Origin of the sequence: Alkalibacter mobilis (assembly GCF_015594845.1) — a bacterium.
Lineage (GTDB): Bacteria > Bacillota > Clostridia > Eubacteriales > Alkalibacteraceae > Alkalibacter > Alkalibacter mobilis.
Map to the genome: position 1 here is coordinate 1 of NZ_JADNRK010000027.1, position 19,591 is coordinate 19,591.

General features: G+C 38.4%; 25 protein-coding genes. All 25 read right to left on the reverse strand.

The features are described from left to right. Positions 1-483: Abi family protein (locus tag IWB18_RS10525; protein WP_195683587.1), on the reverse strand; the 483-nt coding region annotated here is incomplete at its 3' end. Between the two features lie 319 nt (positions 484-802). Next, positions 803-1,618, reverse strand: a complete 816-nt coding sequence (locus IWB18_RS10530; RefSeq protein ID WP_195683588.1) for a peptidoglycan-binding protein — start codon at positions 1,616-1,618, stop codon at positions 803-805. Between the two features lies 1 nt (position 1,619). After that, positions 1,620-1,856 (reverse strand): phage holin, encoded by a 237-nt coding sequence (locus IWB18_RS10535; RefSeq protein ID WP_195683589.1) that lies wholly within the window; start codon positions 1,854-1,856, stop codon positions 1,620-1,622. 4 nt (positions 1,857-1,860) lie between these two features. Continuing rightward, positions 1,861-2,115 carry a hemolysin XhlA family protein gene (locus IWB18_RS10540; protein WP_195683590.1) on the reverse strand — a complete coding sequence of 85 codons (255 nt, stop codon included), beginning with the start codon at positions 2,113-2,115 and terminating at the stop codon, positions 1,861-1,863. Between the two features lie 81 nt (positions 2,116-2,196). Continuing rightward, positions 2,197-2,481, reverse strand: coding sequence for a hypothetical protein (locus IWB18_RS10545; RefSeq protein WP_195683591.1), 285 nt, complete (start codon positions 2,479-2,481; stop codon positions 2,197-2,199). Positions 2,482-2,501: 20 nt separating this feature from the next. Then, the gene (locus IWB18_RS10550) at positions 2,502-4,637 is read right to left on the reverse strand and encodes a DUF859 family phage minor structural protein (protein WP_225877833.1); all 2,136 of its coding nucleotides are present in this window, start codon (positions 4,635-4,637) and stop codon (positions 2,502-2,504) included. 3 nt (positions 4,638-4,640) lie between these two features. Continuing rightward, on the reverse strand, positions 4,641-6,533 hold the full coding sequence (locus IWB18_RS10555) for a phage tail spike protein (protein ID WP_195683593.1): 1,893 nt from the start codon (positions 6,531-6,533) through the stop codon (positions 4,641-4,643). Next, positions 6,524-7,183 (reverse strand): phage tail domain-containing protein, encoded by a 660-nt coding sequence (locus IWB18_RS10560; protein ID WP_195683594.1) that lies wholly within the window; start codon positions 7,181-7,183, stop codon positions 6,524-6,526. Before IWB18_RS10560 ends, IWB18_RS10555 begins: the two co-directional genes overlap by 10 nt. Next, positions 7,183-9,420 carry a phage tail tape measure protein gene (locus IWB18_RS10565; RefSeq protein ID WP_195683595.1) on the reverse strand — a complete coding sequence of 746 codons (2,238 nt, stop codon included), beginning with the start codon at positions 9,418-9,420 and terminating at the stop codon, positions 7,183-7,185. Before IWB18_RS10565 ends, IWB18_RS10560 begins: the two co-directional genes overlap by 1 nt. Positions 9,421-9,546: 126 nt before the next feature. Next, positions 9,547-9,909 (reverse strand): hypothetical protein, encoded by a 363-nt coding sequence (locus IWB18_RS10570; RefSeq protein ID WP_195683596.1) that lies wholly within the window; start codon positions 9,907-9,909, stop codon positions 9,547-9,549. 11 nt (positions 9,910-9,920) lie between these two features. Continuing rightward, a complete protein-coding gene (locus tag IWB18_RS10575; RefSeq protein WP_195683597.1) occupies positions 9,921-10,529 on the reverse strand; it encodes a major tail protein in 609 nt (202 codons plus the stop codon). A 2-nt stretch (positions 10,530-10,531) separates the two neighbouring features. Continuing rightward, on the reverse strand, positions 10,532-10,918 hold the full coding sequence (locus IWB18_RS10580; RefSeq protein WP_195683598.1) for an HK97-gp10 family putative phage morphogenesis protein: 387 nt from the start codon (positions 10,916-10,918) through the stop codon (positions 10,532-10,534). Then, positions 10,908-11,231: a hypothetical protein gene (locus IWB18_RS10585; RefSeq protein ID WP_195683599.1), complete on the reverse strand. Its 324-nt coding sequence runs from the start codon at positions 11,229-11,231 to the stop codon at positions 10,908-10,910. Before IWB18_RS10585 ends, IWB18_RS10580 begins: the two co-directional genes overlap by 11 nt. Continuing rightward, positions 11,228-11,602, reverse strand: coding sequence for a hypothetical protein (locus IWB18_RS10590; RefSeq protein ID WP_195683600.1), 375 nt, complete (start codon positions 11,600-11,602; stop codon positions 11,228-11,230). Before IWB18_RS10590 ends, IWB18_RS10585 begins: the two co-directional genes overlap by 4 nt. Beyond that, a complete protein-coding gene (locus IWB18_RS10595; RefSeq protein WP_195683601.1) occupies positions 11,583-11,879 on the reverse strand; it encodes a hypothetical protein in 297 nt (98 codons plus the stop codon). The genes IWB18_RS10590 and IWB18_RS10595 overlap by 20 nt, the downstream gene beginning before the upstream one ends. Before the next feature lie 19 nt (positions 11,880-11,898). Further along, on the reverse strand, positions 11,899-13,050 hold the full coding sequence (locus IWB18_RS10600) for a phage major capsid protein (RefSeq protein ID WP_195683602.1): 1,152 nt from the start codon (positions 13,048-13,050) through the stop codon (positions 11,899-11,901). A 6-nt stretch (positions 13,051-13,056) separates the two neighbouring features. Next, positions 13,057-13,794 (reverse strand): head maturation protease, ClpP-related, encoded by a 738-nt coding sequence (locus tag IWB18_RS10605; RefSeq protein WP_195683603.1) that lies wholly within the window; start codon positions 13,792-13,794, stop codon positions 13,057-13,059. Then, positions 13,781-14,932: a phage portal protein gene (locus IWB18_RS10610; protein ID WP_195683604.1), complete on the reverse strand. Its 1,152-nt coding sequence runs from the start codon at positions 14,930-14,932 to the stop codon at positions 13,781-13,783. The genes IWB18_RS10605 and IWB18_RS10610 overlap by 14 nt, the downstream gene beginning before the upstream one ends. Before the next feature lie 42 nt (positions 14,933-14,974). Further along, positions 14,975-16,618: a terminase TerL endonuclease subunit gene (locus IWB18_RS10615; protein WP_195683605.1), complete on the reverse strand. Its 1,644-nt coding sequence runs from the start codon at positions 16,616-16,618 to the stop codon at positions 14,975-14,977. Further along, positions 16,599-16,919, reverse strand: a complete 321-nt coding sequence (locus tag IWB18_RS10620; protein WP_195683606.1) for an RNA polymerase subunit sigma-70 — start codon at positions 16,917-16,919, stop codon at positions 16,599-16,601. Before IWB18_RS10620 ends, IWB18_RS10615 begins: the two co-directional genes overlap by 20 nt. A gap of 107 nt (positions 16,920-17,026) precedes the next feature. Then, complete coding sequence (locus tag IWB18_RS10625) at positions 17,027-17,386, reverse strand: HNH endonuclease (protein ID WP_195683607.1); 360 nt, start codon at positions 17,384-17,386, stop codon at positions 17,027-17,029. Then, positions 17,337-17,678: a hypothetical protein gene (locus IWB18_RS10630; protein ID WP_195683608.1), complete on the reverse strand. Its 342-nt coding sequence runs from the start codon at positions 17,676-17,678 to the stop codon at positions 17,337-17,339. The genes IWB18_RS10625 and IWB18_RS10630 overlap by 50 nt, the downstream gene beginning before the upstream one ends. Before the next feature lie 19 nt (positions 17,679-17,697). Beyond that, a complete protein-coding gene (locus IWB18_RS10635) occupies positions 17,698-18,462 on the reverse strand; it encodes a DNA adenine methylase (RefSeq protein WP_195683609.1) in 765 nt (254 codons plus the stop codon). A gap of 112 nt (positions 18,463-18,574) precedes the next feature. Continuing rightward, positions 18,575-18,778: a hypothetical protein gene (locus IWB18_RS10640; RefSeq protein WP_195683610.1), complete on the reverse strand. Its 204-nt coding sequence runs from the start codon at positions 18,776-18,778 to the stop codon at positions 18,575-18,577. A gap of 80 nt (positions 18,779-18,858) precedes the next feature. Next, positions 18,859-19,482 (reverse strand): site-specific integrase, encoded by a 624-nt coding sequence (locus IWB18_RS10645; RefSeq protein WP_225877835.1) that lies wholly within the window; start codon positions 19,480-19,482, stop codon positions 18,859-18,861. Between the last annotated feature and the right edge of the window lie 109 nt (positions 19,483-19,591).

A 19,591-nucleotide genomic window follows, 5' to 3' on the forward strand; every position in this document is an offset into this window, starting at 1 on the left:
AAATGGTACATAACCATAATTTGTATAATAATGAGTTAGTGAATCGTTTTTACCGCACTGTTCATATATAACTCTTTGTAAAGAAGACATGACATTAGTAATCTCATCCAAGTCCTTATTTTTTTTGTATTTGTTAAAATTGCTGAGTTTGATATAATTATCATGTCCATACTTTTCTGAAAACCTGTATGCCATGACTGACTTCATATTATTTTCTATAATGAGTAATTTTTTTAAAAAAATGAATCTTAAATTTCTGTCAAACTCGTATAAAGCATATATTTCATTAAATTCTGCACCTTCAATGTATATTTCTTCATCCTCACTACTTGTATTTTGTAAGAACAAATCCTTATAGCCATTTATTACATTATAATAGTTTTCATATTTCAAAACATCTATTGAGTCAGGTTCAACAGTCAAACCCCTTGATTGTAGAATTTTAATCTGTTCTTGATAATTTTTGAAATATTTGTCTGCCAATTTTCTCCCCCTATCAAAAAAATGGCCCCGGCTCTCAAGGAACACCAGGGCACTGATCTAGCAAAATTTACTACTACTTTTAATGTAATATGAATTTAACACACTCATTACACAAAGTCAAATCCAAAAATATACTCTCAATGGTGTCTAACTTATTAAAAACTCTATTAAAAATACACTATATTGTGCTTACGACAATTTTTATTAAATTTTAAATTTATTTTTATCATCACTTCTGTGGCATCTATAAATACACTAGTATTAGAAGTACAAAAGGGCCTTTCGGCCCAAGGTACTGCAATTCTCTCCCTCAGTTATTTTACAATGCTATAATTTGTTTTGCAAGTTCTTTTGATTTCGACAATTTACCAAGATCTAATCCTGATTTTGAGATCACACTATCGATCAACCTCTCCAGCGTCTGATCATCCACAATTCCAGATTGGCTTAATTTTTGATCTGATTGGAATTTCTTCACTACATTTTCTGTTACCGGTCCAAAGGACCCGTCAACTCCATATTTACCCATATTATAACCAATATTAATCAAGGCTTTTTGGATAGCTTTGACACTTGAACCTTTATCCCCACGTTTCAATTCTTTCACTCCTTCGGTAAAATCTTCAACATAATTTACATTTTTAAATTGAGATTGAGTCAATGTTCCTTTATCGATTGGTAAAGCTTTTGGTATCCATAAATACGGAACCGGATTTACAGCATTTGCTTTTGCATCTGCACCAAGTCGTAATTCGAAATGCAGATGTGATCCTCTCGAATTTCCGGTGTTTCCTTCTATTTGGATTTTCTCACCTTGCATAACTTTATCACCCATCAAAATTAATGGACGCCCTGGTCTATCATAGAATCTAGCACGTTCTTTCCCGTGATAGTATCTTATCCAAGCACTTTTACCATTAATTTCAAATCCAACTTTTACAACAATATAATATCCAGCTCCTGAAGAGTGACCGATCCCTGTGACTGCACCATCTGCGGCAGCTAAGTTCCAGTCTGTGCCTTTATTATCGCTAGCTAAGTCAACTCCACTATGCAAAGACCCATTTCTTATTCCAAAAGGGCTGGTGACACGCACCAAACCATCTTGTGGATATAACAAATATTTTCCGCCCATGTTATTCGCTCCTCAATATTCTGTCAGCTGATTGAGCCTTGCCAGTGAAGCTATTGTTTTTCCACCAAGCCCACAGGGATGCAATCACCATAAAAATAATAGAAAGAGCATCTGCAACTTCTTCTTCAGCAAAGGGTAAAACATCAAATCCCATCACTCGAAGCCCCTGATTGAACAATGCTACTAGCAATACAATTGTTCTGATCCAAACTTCTTTAGTTACTCCTGATAAATTCATTTTTTCATCCTCCTATATTTTGTACATACCAAATAAAAAAGCCTAGTAAGGTTGTTAATCCAACCCCCAAGGCCCATCTTATTGTTGAAACCAGACTTCTTATTTGCTCGCACAAGTTTTCAATTTTAGTTTCTGTTCTCGATTGAAACTGCTCGATCTTGTCAATTCGTTCACCATGCTTGTTCATCCTTCGTTCATGCTGCTCCAAAGTTCGGTTGATGTTCTCGTGCTTTTCTTTACAGGCATAATTGTTCTCCATCTTCCACCTCCTCTGATTAATAAAAAACAAGCCTTGGAGAGCAGGCCTGCTTGGTTCAAAACTTTAAGTTTTATTTGATTTTTAAGTTATTTCACGTTGTATTTCCACTAGGTCGATAAGTGTTCGTTCCAATTCTTCCAGTTCTTTTCGTCGTCTTTCAATTTCACCGACTGTCCTGTCGATTGATATTTTTTCTTTTATTGAATCGCTTTTGGATTCAAAAAGTGAAAACAAATCATTCACCGCGTTCAATGTTTCTTCATCAAGTTCTTTCAATCGCGTTTCTTCAATTTCATCACCGTTTTTTTCGTAAAATCTAAAATCTGGTTTTCCATCAATGAAACCTAACGATAAAAATTCAATCATATAAAACCACACTCCTATTCTTATAATATTCGTTTAAGTTTAAGTCTGGGTAACCTTGCCGCCAATGTCGGATAATTTGAACCGAAGCCCGTTATGGATAACACTAGAGTTGAATTAATAGCTTCGTTACCACCCGCCACTTCAGTGACCAGCGTTCCATCTGTTTTTCTTGCTAGTGCAGTCACCGTTAACGTCATCGTTGAATTATGACTTGCCAATGTTGTGAATTTAGGTCTCGACACTACCGCCGACCCATTATACGTCACCGGAACGGACAATACACCAGTCACAGTATTCCAATATAACGATGAACCTGCTGGATTTGGGATTGCCCCAAAATTGACTAAGTATATGTTTTTAGTGTCGGCTTTGAAGGGTAATGTAATACGAATCTCCCCGTTTAGCGATTCCATAGAATACCAATCAAGCTCCAATGGATGCACCAAATCAGTGTTCATTTGATTTCCGCCAAACCATACGTCACCGTTAATGTCCAACACGCCTTTTCCTTCCGCCACTTTCCCGATTGCCATCGACATTCCGGATGAATGAAAGTCCATCAATACAAATGCAGTTGAAACTGTTGTCGCACGTGTAGCACTGGAATAATAATCTGCAGCTACCAACTCAACTTCAAACGTGCTGTTTACGTCCGCCGGTACTACCGCCGACAATGACGGTGTATAGTTAACTGCATCGCTTGCAGCCGTGGTCCAAGATCCACCGGTTGGCCTGTACCTGATATATGTAGATTTTGTGTTCGTGTTGTTTATTGAAGATATTACTGCTGAACCTGTGAGTTTCATATAAGCACCTTGTGGATTCGCAGTGCCATCTGAATTTGATCTAATTGCTGTTAAACTCGTCGCTTGCGGATTTGCATATGCTGTCACTGTGATAGTTGTCGAAGTTGTTTTTGTTCGTCCCCTTGAATCAGTAACAGTTGTCGTTATTGTGTTCGTTCCTGCACCGGTTAATACCCCTGTAGTAAAGGATGCCGTAGTATAAGTTGCACCATTAATTGTTGTTTTTCGACTTGAAATTGTTGATCCATAGGATCCTGAATCTGAAAGCGTAACCGATACCTTTGATTTGTTTTGTACATAATATCCATTATATAAACTGACACCAGTTTTACTAATTGAAACTGTTGGGACGACTGAAGACGGTACCGTTGCAGTGAATGTGACTGTTTTTGAACCTATTAAAGTTGATCCGTAATAAGTGTCTGCATATACAGTTACTGTACCACTTGTATTATTTGGAATTTTAGGTGCCAAGGTCGCTAATGGAATAGTCCAATCATAATAAGTATTTCCTGATGCCGTAGTATTTAAAAGCGTCTTTGAAATCCCAGTAAATGCATAATAAATCTTATGAGATAAAGCGCTGTTAGAAGGATTGGTCGTTACCCTGATGATTTGTCCCATTTCTCTAGCACTATAATTCACGGTCGGAGTAGTGACCGCAGGCTTAACCAAGGTCATTGTCGCTGTTTTTGTCCCAACTAGAGTTGCACCGCTATATGTTTTTAATGTTATAGTACACGTCCCACTTGAACCGCTAATTGCAGATACTAAACTCAGCGGCACTGTCCACGCATATGATGCTCCAACACCTGTAGCTATGGTTCCACTTGCTGTACCAAATGAATAACTGATTGTATGAGTAAATGATGTAGATGCACGGTTTGTATTAATCGTCACTGCGTTCCCCATAGTGGTGCTGCTTGCACTGAACGTAGGTGTTGACGCTCTCGGAATCGTGTCTAACGTGAAGTTTTGAGAACCAATAGACACTGTGCCCCAATATACGCCGGATAATGTAACTTTCAAATCAATATTTCCGCTAATACTAAAGGTTTTTGTACCATCTGCATTATGATTGATTGTCTTTGATGCAGTGGCCATTAATTTTTTCTGATTTCCAGAAAGAGAACCACTGTAATTAGCGCTAGTAAACGTTGTCCCATCTATTGTTATTCGAACTGTTTTTAATGCAGATGATGAAATGGTGTAGCTACTTCCATAAGAAATAAGATAAAAATTTGCGGTAACTGTACTCGTATTATTTGTAATGTTTTGTGTAGCACTCCACTCGATTTGAATACCGTAACCAGTTCTAAAGACATTAGTCAGCGTTCCGCTTAGGGCCATAGGCTACACCACCTTTCCAAAACTTAAATTCCCATTTTCTCTAGGAGTAAATGCAAAGTTGCCAATCCTAATAGAGTTTAAAAAATTGGCATCAGTTACATAAAGAATATTATTTGCAAAATATGCTACTGAAATTCCATTTTGCTTAAAGCTGATTACATCATTTTCTATAACAAGAATTATTGGATTGTCGGCTTCCCCAAGCTCTATGTTCCCATCCACAAATCGAATATACCTGTGGATCTCCTCGAGTTGCTCTTGGGATCCCCCATCAATTTCATTTACGAGCGATTCAAGATTTGTAAATTGAAAATTAAATGTATCTTGAGTTTGAGTAAATTGGGTAGAAACTTCATTTTGATAACTAGCAAATTCATTCTGTGTTGTGTAGTTTGCTGAGACTTCAGTTCTGATATCATCAGCAGTTTGATTTATCAAGCTTTCAGAATTATCTACTTTTGTTGCAATTTCATCCATAGTAGTTCCAGAATTTAATCTAATAGTCAGATTTTCTCCATCATAGACAATGTTATCTGAACCTAAGTTGAAACTCCCGTCATTCATATTGATATAGCTAACCCCATTTTCAGATTGAAGGGTTCCTGTTTTTATGAGATTTGCATTCAATATACCAGTTTGAATAAAAGTCGCATTAAATGCTCCATCCAAAGTCCATGCTGATGTGAATGGCCCTTCAATTCCGGTAGAGCTAAATCCAATACCGCCAATGTTGATCCGGAGGACATTTTGTGCACTTTCCTTTGGTAGAGCATCTAGTACCATTATTTCATTATCGTCTTGGTATACGTGGCCAATCTTCCCCAGTTGATCAATAATATTGGACTGATCTGATACTAACTTGTTTGCATCCGCTCCACTTACTAAAGCCTGTTCTATGTTTGCTTTAATAGTCGAGAATATGCTCTTTGCATTGTTATTAAAATTGCCGTAAATTAGCTTTGTAACTCGCGCTCTATTCACATCATAAACATATCCCTGGACTTGTGTTGGGACTTCAGCTTGTTTAGTAACCACATAAACAATATCACCAATATCAAGATCCTGATTTACATCTGCACTTATTTCAAACCTGATTTTAGGATATTTGTAAACATCAAGATGGGCTTGCGCCATAGTCCGAAGTCTGGATGTTATATCTTCTTCTGAAAGAGTTTCACCTTCTTCTGACTGGATGTTAAAATTTACAGCCTTTGCATACACTTCAGAGTACTGTACATCCGAGATCAAATAGACTTCTGGTAAAGTAATTCCGTCGGGACCAACTGGAAGTATTTTTGTGCAGACATCGTTCCAGTTCTCATACACACGGATTCCCTGCAGGTTTTTCCCATATCGGATGGTTTCACCTCGATCTAACCCAAGGCTAGATAAAAGTCTGATTTGCCACTTATCAAAATCGAAGAAGCCTCCGAGTCGCTCTTGGGCAATTAAAAAGGCTTCCATCAACGTTTTTCTAATTATTCTTGCTGTCCCTAATGTCGACACATCTGACAACGTGGTGAATGGGCTGATTCTGTCAGTTCTGGTATTTAACCAGTCCATGAAGGATGCTCCATTAAGATTTTGAGGATAAACATCTTCAATCAAATATCTCGAGGCATCAAATGCTACATGAGTAGCCTTGAATCTGACCAGACGCGTTGTCACTTCTGGATTCTGTACCCGAAAAGGTTGCTCTCCCTTGGACTTAGTTGGAACCACCACAATGCTATCCTGTGCAATATACTCCTTGTAATCAACAGGAAGCTCAATATCCACTTCCCAACCATTGAATCCTTCATACTTTGTTTCGATGCATTTTAGTGGTTGGATAGCCAGGTTCCCGTTAGATGTATATATTTTATCGTCTGTATCAAAGATCTTGATCAAAGCCATCTGTCCTTCCTCATCATCTCTATAGTACAAGTACCAGAATTCAAGATGATTTCATTTGTCCCAGGGTCCAGTCTAGGATACTCCAATCCCATTTCCATATTTCGTGATCGGATCAATCCCTCGTACTTTTCCGTCATATCCTCGCAGTCGATTTCTACATATGGATCCGTAAAGGTATACTGAAACCTTGTACCATTAACGGAAATATCAACCATGCCGGATCCGGTCAGCTTAATCAAAGGCTTCGCATAGATGTTACCCCCATTGATCACGGATGTTGTGACTGTGATGTAATCATCATTCGCTTTGTACCAGAAAGGATCCCGAATGTAAGAGATTTGTGCCTTCTTAAGGGATACAAACCGATCTACATCATAACCGGCAAAGAACCTTGCTTGGGAGACCTTGTTCTCATACTCAAGTTCACCTTCACCATTAAGCCATTCTAGAATATCTGGAATGTTACTAATATCCAAGATTTGCAATTCCAAATCTTTTTCTACCGGTTCGTAGCCTAGTGGAATGAAAATCACGCCATCTTTACCATCGATTGTTATGGTTTCAAACCGTTGGGGTGCTCTCGCAGTAAAGTTTTCTTCTTTTGGTATGACTTTCATATCTGTATTTGAAATTCCATTAAATTTGAACATTAAGCCATCACCTCAACCAATCTTTTATCAACCATTTTTGCGACACCATCCTCATCAACATAAAGAATCATATTTGAAAATACCGCTGCAAAAGCTTTGGCCAGTTTAGCGTAATCAATGATATCTTCTGAATTTGATGAACTGTTAAGCGGTGTCACCCTGGTTCTGCCTCCTTGCTGGGTTAGCAGCTCAGCTCCTGCTTCTCCAACTATTGCAGCGCCTCCATATAGATATCCACCTTCAGCCAACATAGGAATTTTAGGTATATTAACTCCAAAATTCTTTCCCCCATATTTAGGAACCCAATTGGGTATTTTTATATTTATTCGATTAAGTCCGCCTAAAACAGCATTTATCATAGAAATAATTGCATTCAGTGGTGTCTTTAACACAGTTCCTAGCCCAGACATTACATTTGAGAATATCGATTTAACTCCTTCCCAAGCACCACGCCAATCGCCAGTGAAAACCGATTTAATAAATTTAATCAAGTCTGTAAAAACCCCTATAACATTTCCAATAATTGACCCGATTGATTTGAGTAGAACGCCTGCTATATTTAAAACACCAGTAACCATACCACCAAACACATTTGCAACTATGTTAAACACATTCGTGATCAAAGGCCCAAAAATTTTTACAAACCAATCAACAATAGGCTTTATTGCTGTCCATAACTCAGTCATTCTTATAGTAATATTGCCTATAAACTTAACCCAATTATCCCATAATGGTTTAATTCCATTGGTCCATATCCCTAAGAGCACCTGCTTCATTGTTTCAAATATTGGCTTTATTATCGATTTCCAGATTGTGTTTAATGTGTCTTTAATACCTTCCCAAGCGTTGGTAATTGCATTTCTAAAAGCTTCGTTGTTTTTCCACAACTCTTTGATGGCCAAAACTACCGCTGCAAAAATTGCAATCACTGCTGCCACAGGGGCCAACAATGACGTAAATGCAGTTGATAGCCCTGACAATCCCGTCGTACCTGCTGCACCTCCGGACAGTGACGTTATGAGTGTTATAATATGGCTTGCGGAACTTGCAAGCGTACCAAATATTATGAGCAACGGCCCTATTGCAGCGACCACTCCTATTACAGCTATAACAATGGCCTTTGTTCCTTCGTTTAACCCTGAAAACCACTGAACAAGTTCCGTAACTCTCTGAACAAGCGTGGTCATAATAGGTAGCAAGACTTGACCTAACTCAGTTCCTACTTGTTTTAATGATTCCTGTAATATCCTTTGTGAGTTAGCGTAGCCATCAGAAGTTCTTGCAAAATCACCTGCTGCATTATTGGTTTTATCCATGACATAGGCATATCTCAACTGTACTCTTTCAGCTTCGGTCATCTCTTTATATGTCTTGCCCATTCCCTTTTGTAGTGCAAATTGTTCAAGGTTTGCCTGTGTCATAACGACTCCAAGCTTTTTTAAAGATTCCGTTTCGCCTGTATAAACTGCATTCAATGCTGTATTGGCAACATCGATTTTTATATTCTTGAACGACGATAGATCCGCTGCTCTTTTTGTTAGTTCCATGCCCATTTCTGCAGCTTTCTCAGTAGGAATTTCCATGGATGTTCCCATATCTCCGTATGTTGAAACCATATCAAGAGCTGTTTGTTGTGCAAGTCCCATATTTTCAATTGATTCTTCAGACCAATCTTTTACTGCCTTTGAATTTTCGCCAAATACTACATCTGTTTTAGACATAGTTTCTTGCAAGTCTGAAGCCATATCAGTTACTTTTACACCGCCTGCGACTGCTCCTGCTGTAAAAATAGAAAACTTTTTCCCAGCATTTGTGGATGCAGTGCCTATCTTATCAAGATCCTTTGAGATGTCATTCCAGTTCGCAGTATTCATCTTTTTGGTTACTTCATCAATAGATTTACCGTACTCTTCCATTTGTCGTTTAGCGTTGTTAAGCTCGGTTCTTTTCTTTTGAATTGCGCTTTCATTTCTTTTCTCAGCATTTTCCAAGGCTTTCAATTCATCTTCTAAGACATTTACTTTGTCACTGTAATTGTCATACGCTTGCTGTACAAATTGCAGCCGGAGGTTTAGCTTGTCATATGTAGATGCATTTTTATCAAGCTGCGCTTTTTCAAGTTGATAAGATGATGTCAGTTCCTTCATATCATCATTAATGGCCTTCAGAGTTTTTCTAAACTCCACTGATCCATCTGCCTTGAATTCTAACCCAACTCTTTTTAAATCACCGGCCATCTTATCAACCTCCTTGTAGCCTGTTGTATTCTTCAATCATCTCTAAAAAATCAAAAGGGTTAATCCACCAAAAATCTGCCTCAGTAAGTCCGATTTGATAAGCACTAACCCTCAGTTTGTTGAAATTCACTTTTTCTTGGAGGAGACATAGGCCTTTTTTTTTGCCACGCTTTCCTCTTTCTTCTTTTGTTCTTCTAATAGTTCGATTGTGCGATTTATCAGCTCTTCATTAATTAGAAAGTCTACCTCTTCCAATTCGCATGGATATCTTGAGCCATTTAAAACTGCACAAATAATTTTACTTAAGCTGTCCAAATACACTTGCATATCTTCATCTTCAAAATCCATGATTTCTGTTTCTTTACCATATTTTTTGCTAATTTCCTCTAATCTACTTACGTCACTTTTCAGTCCGACCATTTCTTTTGAAGTTTTAAACGAATAGAACAACTCCACTTTGTCTCCATTGGCTAATAATACTCTTTTCATCTAAGCTCCCCTTATGGTGTTATCGCAGGCATGGTCGCTGGCGAATGAACTACTTGAGTAAAGAACAAATCTTCCGTTAAACCGGCTGGAAATGCAGTCATTTCGCTATCTACATATACATTTGTATTACCATCTGCATCAAAGGGCAAAGCACTTATAGTTAGCGTGTCATTTTGTTCCGAAGGTGACTCTTCGGAAGTTGATGCTTCATCCGATTTAGTAATAAGCTGACATTTCGGAAACCACTGATATCTGAAGTGTCCTCCGGTTTTAATTACGACCTTTCCGAATGCAAAATATGGCTTAGTTTTTGCTCCACCTGATAATACTAATCCACTTGCATCAATTGTTTCACCTTTCATCTTTGCTACATCGTCTGAATCAAACGCCACTACTTCAACTTCTATTTCATCAGAAGATCGCAGAGTAGGCGTATCGTATACTTTTCCAGAAGCATATATCGGTTCTGACTCTTCATTTTCAGTGGTGCTTATGGTTTTAACCACTTCAGATTTTGCCGGTGTCCCTGCATAAGTTAGAGCATCTATATCAGTTGCAAAATCGTAATAAAGTGCTCCCACTGTTTGCTTTCTGGCCGGTTTTTTATTCGTTATAGCCATTATTAATTACCTCCCAGTTTCAAGTTTTCAATCATTTCTTTTTGATATTTCGCTTTGTTTCTCTCCCATGTAGGTTTAAGATGTGGTTGGGAACCCATCTTATAGGATCCATGCTCGAGTATCGGTCCATAGTATTTTCTCCATCCAAGGCGCACCTTGGATCCAGCTTTGAGCTCATCACGCCACACATCCACACTGTCAAGCAGGTGGGTATAGCCACTTTTACTAATTTGTGATCTAGGCTTTGGTAGTTTTTTGATGTCTATTGCCAAAAGTCTTGCCCCCATCTCCAAAGCATTGTCTACTTTTGTTTCTTCCGTTGCAACTAAGATAGCTGCTAGCTCGCTTTCCAAATCATTCACTCCACCAAGGAATTTATCATCGCTCACATTGCACCCCTAAGTAATAATGGAAAATCCGGTCTGTTTCATTAAATTCAATAAATATTTCCGGAGCAAATCCATGTTCAATCAAGATATATTCAAGCTCATCAACTTTCACTTCGTTGGGACTAAGCGAAAATACTGAAATCTGCACGGTCTCATCTTTGCTGTACGTAAGACCGGATGCCCTTGTACCGCTTCGGGCATATCCCCAGTACAGAGCTCTGGGAAACGTATTGAGATCACTTTCTCTGAACGCCCATTCTCTTAAAGATGGAAATACCGTTTTAACCAATGTAGCTAATTCTGCTTTTGTCACGAACCAACCACCTCCAATTCAAAGCTTTCCGTAAAGATTGATAAGGTGATATCCGTCTCTTCAAAACCACTGGCATTAATAGCGGTTACTGAATTCTCCACCTTGTAGATTTGATCCCCAATTCCAATATAATGTTTTTTGAATAATCGAATAGGCCGAGTTCTAATTTTTCGCTCCACTTCGATTCCAGCTGACTTATAAGCAACAAGGCTCTTATCAAAAATCTGCAGCTCTGAAAAAGAAATTCCAGACTTTACTTTACGAAGTAATAGCCTGGGATAATCACTTTCAGGATCATCAGTAACTTCATATATGGCAAATTTTCCATCTAAGTAGACCGGCAAAGAGTTTTTACGTTTCGAAATTCTCAATTTGTAGCCCCCTTAAGTCGCTCTCATAGTTTGCATAAAATTCATCTAGCACCCCATAATAAGCGTACCTGGCGTAGTTCAATACGTATGATCTTGCGCTTAGGTTTATGTCGATGTCAAACATCCCGATTTTGCTTTCAAGATAAAAGGCACCATTTTTCAGGTGCCTTTTTAGCTGATTTATCTTTCTTTCATCTTCCTGGTTGGATTCATCAAGCCACAACTGAAGCTCATCTTCCAACTCCGTTTTCATACTCATAAGCTGTTCTTCAGTCATTGACCAATTCCTCCGCTTCTTACACTACTTCTTGGGTTTGAACAATACCGTCAACAGTAACCGGTTGTACGAACGGAGTCAAGTTGGTGATATCGAACACGATGGACATGTTATCATCGACAATTCGACCATTGCCATATGCTACAGTTCTATAGGTTCTCAGATGATCCAAGAATTTAAAATCATCAGAGTATTGAACGCCGACTTTCGTAAGTCCCATCTGGTATGAGTTAGGCAGGAATGCCACCATTTTGTTGGCCGGAACATGCTTACTCTCAATGATCTCTACTGGGATATAAGACAAGATGCTTTGATAATTTCCGTTTGCAAAGACCGTAGATGCCGGGATTACCTTACCCAAACGATCTGAAGAATTGACTACTAGCAACACCTTATTAAGTGTCCTTTTACCACCATTCGTAAGTGGAATCAGCTTTGGTGCGAACTCCTCTGGCTTAAAGGACGTGAGTGCCACGGTTGCCTTGTCCGGATGGACTCCATCTACAGCTCCACTCAAAGATTTCACCAAGCCAATAGGTCCAGTTTCTCCAGTTCCAATAACTGCTCCTTCTTCTATACCATCTTCCAGGACTTCAACTAGGACAGTTCTAACAAAACGATCTACCCAGACCGGCCCCAATTCAAGAATAGCTACAGGGACATACATGAAGCCAGACAGCTTATAAGCATCTACGTTAAATCCTTTGATTGTTGCGGATATCTCATCTACAATTGCCGCAGTCAACTCACCCCATGCAGCCTTGCCAGTGTATTCCGAAGTTATGTACTTATTCACACCTGCAGGTACAGATTTAAAATATCTCAAAAGATCGTGGTTCGTTTTGATCTCTTCAAACACATAATCCGTTGTGGTCTCCGGAAAAATGTTTACGTCCGTAAGCGTAATTGACTGCTTTGCTTTCGGGAAAACTGTCTCGTAAAACTCTTTTTCATTTGAAGTCAATGTTCGAAGACCCATCTTCTGAGCATGGTCCTTATTTGCCTGCAACTCCCCATAATCGCTTTTATATTGAGCTGCAATTTCAGTTGAGTTTGCTTCAATCAACTCGTGCATTACCTCGATAATCTTCTCAGATTTCTCCTCTGCAGGTGCTTCATTGATTTCTTTTACCATTTCTAAATATCTTTCATTCTTTTCCAAATTGATCATTTTTATTTACCCCCTAAAAAATTGATCCCAAGCATTCACTGGGATGGTTTCCTTTTCTTTGATCTGCATTAGCTCATCCTCGACAGATTTAAGCTTCATGATGGTACTATAAAGCGTTCTTGCTTCCATTGATTGTTTTGCTCCATCAACTTGGGATGTTTCTGTGGCAATTCCCATATTGATTGCTTCCTCGGCGCTTATCCACGTTTCTGATTTCATCATCTCTCGAATTACGTCCTCATCCAGGTTGGATCCCGCTTTATAAATTGCCACCGACGAATCCGCCATTTTACGGAGATCTGCTGCGGCCTTTTCTAGCTCATCAGCATTTCCCGCTGTATAAAGCCAAGGATTATGCCACATGAGAAGCGTCCCAGTATTCATAATTCTTTTTTTGCCAGCCATGAAAATAATTGATGCAATAGAACAGGCAAAACCATCAACAATCGTAGTGACTTCTTTGTCGCTACTTTTAAGAATGTTGTAAATGGCCAGACCCTCGGCCACTTCTCCACCGTAGGAGTCAATGCGCACTTCAATTTCCGGAGTTTCCACTTCATTTAGCTGTTTTTTAAATGAGTACGCTGATACATCACTTTCAATCCACCTCCAAGAAGTGATATCGCCATAGATGTTGATCTCTGTCTTTTGATCATTTACACGATTAAACTGAAAAAACGGCTTTTGAGCCGGTTCTCCGAGATCTGGATTGGCACTCATAAAGATTTGTCTATATTTCTTCACTCACTTCACCCCCTTTCAGTTCATCTTCAGCTGCGTAATTTTTGGACCAGTGTCTTTCATCTGCACCCTTATCCGATACCGGCAACATATTGAAAAGCTCCCGGATTTCGTTGTGAGAAAACCCGATACCGTAAAGTTTTTCCAAAGCAACAGCGCTGTCCAAGATGTCCCTGTGATTGATCTTTGTTGCATCGATAAAAATCTGGTCACCTTTCAGATAAGATTCTTTTTTGATGAGTTTTGCATTTAATTCGTCTGCAATCAGTTCCAAAAATACTTCTACACCTGTCGTGATCCAGTCGTTCATTGCGTTTGATTTCTCAGTTGTCTTTCCCATAAATACATCGATTGGAATATTCATTCCTATAGCAACGGATTCCATGGTTGCAGTCATAGTCTTAATTAAGTCCTCTGCACTTTGTCCTGTTGCCTTTCCTAGTTCTTCCAATTCTTCATTTGATTGCAATGGTACAATTGCATTCGGACTTGAAAAGACTTTTTGGAATATCTTGTCCACGTAGGCTTGTGCTTTAGTTTTGACATCATCTTCTGTCTCTCCTTCAGTAGGAATGGCACCAATACCAACTCTGGATATGCTCGCACCGGTTCTGAACACCAACTTTCGTCCGTTGCTTTGTTTGAAATGATTGACTGCTGCATCCATGATGTTACCCATTTCCTTGTAAAAGGTCTTCATCATCTCGTTAATGGTCATATTCTCGATGGTCAAGTAAATCACATCACCCATGTAGTAAGTCTTGTTCGTGTTAAGCTCGTTGATCATGACATCGTAGAATTTCCACGGTTGGTACGCATAAATGGTTTTTCTAAAAGTCTCCGCAATGAATAGTTCATTTTTGTAACCCGGGACAATTAAAACCTCGCCATCCTTAAACAACTTAGTGATTGCCTCATTCCAAAACTGTGTAGCATTAATATTCTGATTTGGCCGCACATTCAAGGTATAGTACAGATCGTTTTTTACGAAATCTCTTTTCCCTCGATCTACCTTTACTCTTTTAAATTCACACTTACTGATTACGTTGGCATAAAGAGTGATTCCTCTCTGGATAGCAAGCTCATTTATCCTAAGCTTAACGATGTCACCAGTTATGGCCTCGAGCTCTACATAATTCACGTTGTTAAATAAAAAATCTAAAAAGCTTATTACCATCACCCCCTACAAGTACGGATTACCATCCGGATCCCACTGTGGAACATCCAACCTGGATCTTTGTGTCATTGCATGAACCAAGGCCATGAATCCATCATTCTTTCGCAATTTTGGTTCAATTTTATAGTATGTTTTGTTCCCCTTGCCGTCTCTCTTTACTCCGGTATTCTGGGTAAACCAGCGCATACAAGGATCGTCTCCATAAATAATTTTTCCATTCATAAAAGTTACATCCATAAGTGGTGCTAATTCGTTATGAGTAAATCCACCTGAGCGAACGTGGAACACTTCACCATTTGGATTTTCTTTAGTAATGACGCGTAACCCTCTTCTCTCGAACTTCTCGCTTATAGCTTCCCACCGAAACTTATCCATTGCAAGAATCTGGACATTAAAAAAGACCGCATTCTCAAAGAACCAGTCTAAAATATCATCAGGATCAATTGTGGGTGTTTTTACAATGGTTAAATAACCTGCATCTTCCCATTCCTCCAATGGTGGTTTTATGGATTTAAAAAAGGGTGAATTCTTGTTCACCCAAGTATGCTGCTTCCAGCAGTAATTGTCTTCATTCTTCCACAGAAAGCCTGCAGATGCAAAGTCGTTGAGCTCAGCATAATCTAAACCGAAAACTGCCAAAGCTCCTGACGGATCTGGTAGCGACCTTTTAGTTTTTAAGATCGTCTCCCAAGTGCAAAATGCAGATTCAGCATCTTCTTTAGGGAGATTCATCCGCTTGGTGATGAAATCAGGACGCATATGCGGGAGCTCCTGCATTTTCCCATAATCCTCTTCAATTTCTCGCTTAAGAATTGGCATGTAGGGAAGAGAAGGATTTGCCTTGACCCACATATCAGGATCATCCATTTCCTCTTCACTGTCCAGCTTGTAAATGATTGGTATCATCCGCGACTTGGGCAATTCGCCATTAAGTCGCTTTTTAGAAATCTCCTTGTAATCATCCAAAGGACCTTCTCGGACATAACCATCGGTGGTGATGATCACCACTCGTGGATTTTTTACTTTTCCTTTCCCTCGAAGGTGAACGTTGATGTTGGCATAATCCTCATATTGGTGCATCTCATTTAGAACGACCATTCCTGGACGCTTACCATCTTTGGTTTTACTATTTGACGTATTGAAGCTTATCTTGGAGTGAGTCTTTCGGTTAACGATTATTTCCAATGTCCACCGGAAAAACTTCTTCATTACCACCTTATGATCTTCCTTGGAGTTATAAATAATCTCCGTCAATCCCTTCGCTTGCTCCTCACTATTTGCCACAACATCCACGTTATATCCCTTTATACCGTGGTAATGCGTAGTAAAAAAGTCTGAAAGCGGTGCTATAAATCCATCTTTTCCGTTTCCACGACCCTCCATTATGAAGAATTCATCAAAGGTTGTGAACATTTTGGTATTATCTTCATAAAAGAAAAACAGTGCATATATGAACTTTTGAAATGGGAAAAGCGGATAATAATACTTCTCTGTATACTTCAAACATTTCTGAAAAGTTTCCTCATCAAAGTACTGATCGGACCTTAAAAGCGGCTCAATGATATTTTTAATCAGCAGGTGGATCTCTTTAGATTTTACTTCTTTACTGTGAATATAATCATTGATTTCTTTACAATAGATCATCTTCATCAACTACTTTGGGTTTCTTGAGATCCAGCTCCCCCAATATTTTCAGCATCTGAGCGTTGACCTTGACAAGCCTTTCCAGGGACTCATTAGGTTTTTCGGATTCAAAGCCGTTGCCAGTCAAGTAACGTATTCGAAGTCCGTTTACCTGTAGGTCCTCAATCAGGATATTTTTAAGGCGAAAAAGCTCCAGGTAATCTTCAATCAGGTTATCATAGTGCTTTCCGGCCATGCCGTTTTCATCCAGCTGATCCATAAGATCTGTAAGCAACTCTTTTTCAAAGTTAGTTTTTCGTTTGGCCATATATACCCCCCCTTCTCACGCGCGGAAATCAAAATTTGACCACAGTTTCAATTTCTACATAACGTTCTCCTTTGAGAGCTCATTTTTCAAGAATTGCCCCGGGGGTATCACCATAGTTCCTCATTGATTTCAGGTTTTTTCTTCTTAATCCCCTTAAATGAGAACCATTTTCTACCTTCCACTTCATTATGGCAGCGGTTGCATAGACTTACCATGTTCCATGGTTCTTTGGCATACTCTGGATACTTCTCTAGTGGATATACATGGTGAACAGTTCTTGCTCTGGTTAGCTTCTTTGGTCTCGTATTTGGGTATTCCGCTGAGTCCCATTTGTGCAAACATCTTTGGCACTCATAGTGATCTCTCTCTAAAATCATTGGCCTAAGTTTATCAGTCCATTCAGCTCTTTTATAGAACTTATTCTTTTCGCCTGCTTCGACTAGTTCTCTTACGTTCGACTTTTTCAACAGACTTCACCTCTTCATCTATTGCCTCAGACTCCACTTCACTGACTTGAACATCTGAAACCAATAACTCATCCTCAATTGAAATATTATGATAAACCTTAAAACCTTTTGTCTCAAACGCCTTAATATAAGACCATGCTACTTCTGGAGAACCAAAGGTAATGTCTTTAGCCCAGAACATATTTCCTTTAGCTAAACCATAAATACTGCTCGGCCTGTGAACGCTGTTAATATAGTCATCTACCGTTTCCTGGCCAACTTCTCTACTGTTGTTGTCACCTATGAAAAACATAAAACCAACCTCCAGTTATTTAATTTGTAATAATTAATTCTCCGTAATTTCTTCTTCCACTTGAGTTTTTGCTTAAGGAATAGTTAACATTATGTTCGTAGATATTGAAGTCATCAAATATACTCCTTATAAACTCATCATTATTTATTGTTATGATGAACTTGCCGTTTATATTCAGACAAAGTTCCGCAAGTTTTAAATATTGATCATCTGTAAAATGACCAACAGCGTAATCACATGTATTTCTGTACGGTGGATCCATAAAGAATAAGGTCTTTTGGTTGTCATAAATCTTTATAATATCTTCAAAACTTTTATTCTCAATTCTCACTTTTTTTAGCCTTTGATAAGCAGCCATAATATCGTTGCTGATATTGTCCATATTAAGGTTGCTATTGCATTTTCCTGTTCCAAAACTTGGATTTTTCATTTTTGATCCAAAACCTGCTTTAATCAGATAGTAAAAAATATGAGCCCGCTGAATGCAGTCCTCATATTCATTATTGTTATAGATTATTTTGTATTCGTTAAACAACTCTCTACTAACTAAAGTATATTCAAAGCTTTGAATCAACTGTTGTGGCGCAGTTTTCACTACAGCCCAGAAATTCATTAAGTTTGAATCAAAATCGTTTAGGACTTCCCAATTGGCTGGATCCTTTCCAAAGAGCAGCCATCCTGCTCCTCCAAACACTTCCACATAACCACTGTGATTTGGGATCATTGGCAGCAATTTCTTCACCATGCGCGACTTGCCCCCTACCCATGAAATAGGACTTTTCATATTCAATTTTCTCCTTGTTTTTTATTCACCAGTGGCTTTGGCAATAAAAAAGAACCGCCGGAGCAGTTCGTGTTAATAAAAAGCATTCGTTAACGTAATTGTTTATAATAAATCAGATTAGCGTAATAATGATCCCAATAATTCCAATTATCAATGACATAGTTTTTTTGTTCATTTTTATCCCCCAAAAAACAAGCACCAAAAGTCCCATGATCCACCCAATTGGGTATTCAATTTTGAAATTCCAAATTAATTTAAAAACCCATAAAACTACGTACTTGAAAACCAGGGCTATATCTTTTATGAATTCAATCAATATTAACCACTCCAAAAATTATTATCTATGATTGTTATATTATACATTAATCAAATATCTTTTTCGCGGGTAAAAGATATTTAAAGATAAAACTTCTTTAACGCATTATCCAAATCATCTTGAATAATCCCTATATACCTCAACGTCACCTGCTGGTTAGTATGATTGAATAATCGCATCAATGTTACCACATCTTTTGATTGTTGGTAGAAGTGATACCCAAATGTTTTTCGCATGGTGTGTGCTCCAACTTTCAAATTTTTTAAGTTTGCAGCATCTTTACATTCATTTAGTATTTGCCAAACTCTCTGCCTAGTAATCGGTAGGTTATGAGACTGCCGACTCTTGAACAAATAATCTGTTTCATTCATGTCTTTTATATATTCCTCAATCTCCAACTTCAACTTTGGATGGATGAATAACCGGATCATTTTTCCGGTCTTCTGTTCTTTATAAACGAAATGAGTTTTATTCTTAACGTCAGATACTCGCATCTTTAGAAGATCAGATATTCTTCTGGCGTTGTTGATACCAATTTTGAATAATATGTAGTTGCGTTCTCCATCATCCATTGACCGGAGATAATTCGAGATTTCTTCAATCTTGACCATATCCCTAATTGGTTCTACTGAGTTCATTTTATACCCCTTGAGTTTTACATATCTTATAATTCTGTAAAACTGATTTTTTACTACTAAAGCCATGCCCTGACTAACTTTCAGCCCTGTATCTGAAAATGAGTTTACAACATGCTTTTTATGTAAAGCTCGACAGATAAAAAACAAATTTCAATCCCTGTAATCAAAATTTGTT